Genomic DNA, 4,345 nt, shown 5'->3' with positions numbered 1-4,345 from the left:
TGCTTCGCCCCTACAGGACGCGGGCCGATGAAGACGCAAGGTTTTGAACGACGATTCTCTCAAAATCTTGCACCTGTTTCGGAAGAAAAGCCCCAAAACCCTTACTTTGCCTACATTTCACATTTATTCAGCAAACCCTAAGTAGGTAGGTATTAAAAACTGTCAGATCCCCCGCCTATCGGCACCCCCCTTATTCAGGGTAGATACCCCCGCCTATCGGCACCCCCCTTATCAAGGGGGGCAGGGGGGATCGAACCTAAAATCCATTTTTAATTTAATTATAACCAGCTACTTAACTAGGGTTTATAACTGGGAAAATCGATATAACCTTCCTTGTCAAAAGAATACCAATCTTTCATCTCAGCATCGGGATTAAGGGGCCAATTATTGGCGAATCTTTCCACCAAATCGGGATTACTGATATAGGGGCGACCGAAAGCAATTAAATCCGCATCTCCCAACTGAATAGCGGCTTCAGCAGTTTCTTTTGTATAACCACAATTGCCGATTAAAGCACTATTAAAAACAGCCCGAAACTCGGATAAAAGCATCGGTTTACCCTTTTCATGAAAACCAAAAGCCAAGCCATCTAGCAGATGCAAATAAGCTAAATTGTACTCATTTAATCTTTGGGCAATATAGAGAAAAGTTTCTCGAAAATCCTCGGAACCCATGTCATTATAAACCCCATTGGGAGAGAGACGCACCCCCACCCGATGACTGGGAAAAACAGTTAAAATTGCCTCGACTACTTCCTGTAAAAAACGATAGCGATTTGCCAAACTGCCACCATACTTATCCTGACGCTGATTAGTGGCCGATTGTAGAAAAGTATCGATTAAATAACCATTAGCTCCGTGAATTTCTATGCCATCAAACCCCGCTAATTTTGCCCTCTGAGCGGCTTGGCGGTAATCGGCGACAATTGCGGCGATTTCCTCGGTTTCTAAGGCTCTAGGGGTCTCGTAGGGCTGTTTGCCTATGGGTGTGTGCAACTCCCCCTTAATCTTAATTGCGGAAGGGGCAACCGGTAAAGCCCCATTTTCCTGAAAACTGGGATGAGAAGCGCGACCACAGTGCCACAATTGACAAAAAATTGGTGTTCCTTTTCTTTGGGCGATTTTTGTCACTATTTGCCATGCTTGCGCTTGTTCATCGGTGTAGATACCGGGGGTATTTTGCCAACCGTTAGCTTGGGGAGAAATTACCGTCGCTTCTGTAATCATTAATCCGGCGCTGGCCCTTTGCCGGTAATACTCGGCCATTATCTCATTAGCAAGACGTTTTTCTCCGGCTCGCGCTCGCGTCATGGGGGCAAGCACAAGACGATTTTCTAGGTTTAAATCTCCCAATTTAAATTGACTTAAAAGAGCCAGGGAAGTAGTGAAAGAAGTCATCGAATTTGCCGATAGAGAATTTAGGTTAATTTTACCGCAGTTAGTTAAAACCAGACAACCGCACCCAAGGATGATTGACTGGCTATCTGCGAGATTGTTCCTCTGCTAAGGGAGGAGAATTAATCGGGTCAATTAGCTGACTATAATTGATCTTGGTCATAAATTTGACTATAATTACCAGTTATTTAATTTATTCATCTTCCAAAATTAAAGAGACATAAACTATATTTTATGGTAGTTGAGTCATGATGGGTCGGGATAAAATAGTGTAATTACGCTTATGTTTATCTGACCAGAAATAGTCATTGTCGAGATGTCTAGTAACTGGTGTTTTACCGATCAAATAGACTTCCTAGGGACTGAAACGAAACCCTTACTATTCGGTACTTGCTAATTTCAAGAGGGTTTTTCAGAATCAGCGTTTTTTAGGAAACCTACCCAAAAATACCCAAAAGAGGCAAACAGCCTCTAGATTGCGTTGATAAAAATGGGAAAACACGAGTTTTTAGCAAGCATAGTTCATTTAATTGTGCTAATCTCCAAAAAATAGCTATTTTTTCACGATTTATTTAGAACTAATTTATTAGTAAAAAAAGATGTTAAAACAGTCTTGATCGACTTGGGCTTTGTGGCTAGTATGTAAAGCATCTAGCTTCTTCATTGGAGACACCTGAATGAAAGCCCTATTACTGTGGCCGCTGATGCCCAACTCCTTTTGGTCCTATCAAGAGACTTTAGATCTAGCCGGTTTAAGAGCAACCAATCCGCCCCTGGGTTTAATTACGGTGGCAGCCCTGTTACCATCGGATTGGGAAATCCGGTTTGTCGATCGCAATGTCCGATTAGAAACAGCTTCGGATTGGGAGTGGTGCGATTTGGTAATCATCTCCGCCATGATCATTCAGAAAAAGGACTTTCAAGAATTGATTGCCAAAGGGTTGCAGTTGGGTAAAAAAGTGGCTGTGGGCGGGCCTTACCCCACCTCCTATCCAGAAGTTGCCCAAAAAGCTGGGGCAGATTACCTGATTCTCGATGAAGGAGAACTGACAATCCCGCTGTTCCTGGCGGCCCTGGAGCGGGGTGAACCGAGTGGTGTCTTTAGAGCCAGCGAGAAACCCGATGTCACCATGACACCGATCGCCCGCTATGATTTACTAGATCTGGATGCCTATCTGGCGATTACCGTGCAGTTTTCTCGCGGTTGCCCCTTTCAATGCGAATTTTGTGACATCATCAACCTCTATGGCCGCAAACCGCGCACCAAAACCCCAGAACAAATGTTGGCTGAGTTGGAGACGTTATATCAACTGGGGTGGAGGCGCTACATTTTTGTTGTCGATGACAACTTCATTGGCAATAAGCGGAATGCCAAGGTGTTTCTGCGGGAGTTGATCCCCTGGATGGAGCAACACCAGTATCCCTTTAAACTGATTACGGAAGCTTCCCTTAATCTGGCCGAAGACAGTGAACTGATCGAGTTAATGGTCAAGGCCGGCTTTATGCTGGTGTTTATGGGGATTGAGACACCAGATACCGATAGCTTAATCGGCATCAACAAGGTTCAAAACACCCGCCAATCCCTGATCGAATCCTGTCACAAAATTACCCGCATGGGGCTGCAGATTATGTCTGGCTTCATTATCGGTTTTGACAATGAGAAACCTGGCGCAGGGCAGCGGATCAAAGAGTTTATTATGGAGGCGAGTATTCCCCAGGGGCAGTTTAGCCTGCTCCAGGCACTGCAAAATACTGCCCTGTGGAATCGCCTGCAACAGGAAGGCCGTCTGGTGGATGGCATGGGTACTTTCCATCAGGGAGCGATGATGAACTTTGAGCCAACTCGCCCGGTGGAAGAGATTACCGAAGAATACATCGACGCTTTCTGGGAAATCTACGATCCTGTTAACTACCTGAAACGAACCTTCAACCATTTCATGATCATGGGGGGATGGCGCGGCAAATCGAACCGTAAATTAGATTGGCAACAGTGGCAATTGTTCCGTTCCTTGCTCTGGCGGCAGGGGATTGTCCGACCGACGCGCTTCCGTTTCTGGTGGCAACTGGCGGTGATTGCCTGGGTCAAACCCCGTCTGCTAGAAGAGTATCTAGCGACCCTAGGGATAGGTGAGCATTTTTTTGCCTATCGCTATGAAGTCAGAGAACAATTACTAAAACAACTAGCCGATTTAAAGCAACAGAAAGCAAGGGTAGCCCAGCTGGAAAAAACGCTCAAAAGCTAGACAATAGTGCCGACAAACAGTCATTTATCCCTAAACAGCGCTCTTGAATCCTACCCCAAAGTAGAGCAAGAAAAAGCGAGTGGGGTTGTTTGACTGTCAAGTCAGGTAATCTGTCCCCACAATTCATTCAAACTTACCGAAAAATTGGGTTGAAAGCCTCGCCCTTTTAGGGCGACTTTATAGGATGTATGATATTAAGAATAGGGGGCCGGGTAAGCAACCGCTTAAAAAACCCAGTCATCAACCGATGAACGCACCGTTCGGCAAAAGCTCACGGCCGAAGCCTTGAAAACTAGAGTTATCGAAAAAATCGGGTCTAAAACCTCGCCTTAAGGCGAAAATTTGGTAATGATTCGGTAGTAGTGGCGTAGCTATCTTGCTTACCTGGTATGAATTGTGTCAAATATTTATTAATAAAAATAATTGGAACCCGCTCAGTCTTTAACCCTCTAGCTTGCTCATGACTTTTCTGATAAATATCTTTTTCTGGCTCCTGTCTGGCTTACTCAAATATCAGTCTAGCACCGAACAAAGTACCCCCCCTAGTTCACCTCTATTCCCCTGTCAAGCGTTGTGGTTCTCACCCTACTATCAAGAATGGTTCTATTCCTAAGGGAAAACCCAAACGTCAAGGTAAAGAATGTGGTCAACCGTTTGTGATCAATCCCACTAATAAAACCGTCTCTGACGAAACCAAACAATTAATTG

At 44.9% G+C, this 4,345-nt stretch carries 2 protein-coding genes and 1 pseudogene; 2 read left to right on the top strand and 1 reads right to left on the bottom strand.

The features are described from left to right. Nucleotides 1-296: 296 nt before the first annotated feature. Complete coding sequence (locus IM515_RS02325) at nt 297-1,397, bottom strand: alkene reductase (RefSeq protein ID WP_287627918.1); 1,101 nt, start codon at nt 1,395-1,397, stop codon at nt 297-299. Between the two features lie 674 nt (nt 1,398-2,071). Between IM515_RS02325 and IM515_RS02320 the strand changes: the two genes are divergently transcribed. Both IM515_RS02320 and IM515_RS02315 read left to right on the top strand, forming a co-directional pair. Beyond that, a complete protein-coding gene (locus IM515_RS02320) occupies nt 2,072-3,637 on the top strand; it encodes a B12-binding domain-containing radical SAM protein (RefSeq protein WP_002790117.1) in 1,566 nt (521 codons plus the stop codon). Between the two features lie 460 nt (nt 3,638-4,097). Beyond that, nucleotides 4,098-4,345 (top strand): annotated as a pseudogene (locus tag IM515_RS02315) (ISNCY family transposase); the annotation flags it as partial.

It is taken from the genome of Microcystis sp. M44BS1, assembly GCF_020244875.1.
Classification (GTDB): Bacteria; Cyanobacteriota; Cyanobacteriia; order Cyanobacteriales; family Microcystaceae; genus Microcystis; species Microcystis panniformis.
The sequence above is the reverse complement of the archived record's forward strand: the minus strand, read 5'-3'. Positions and strand labels throughout refer to the sequence as shown.

Bases quoted from the DNA above. Each gene is read 5' to 3' on its own strand.
- IM515_RS02325 (WP_287627918.1), bottom strand. From the start codon at position 1,397: ATGACTTCTTTCACTACTTCCCTGGCTCTTTTAAGTCAATTTAAATTG.
- IM515_RS02320 (WP_002790117.1), top strand. From the start codon at position 2,072: ATGAAAGCCCTATTACTGTGGCCGCTGATGCCCAACTCCTTTTGGTCC.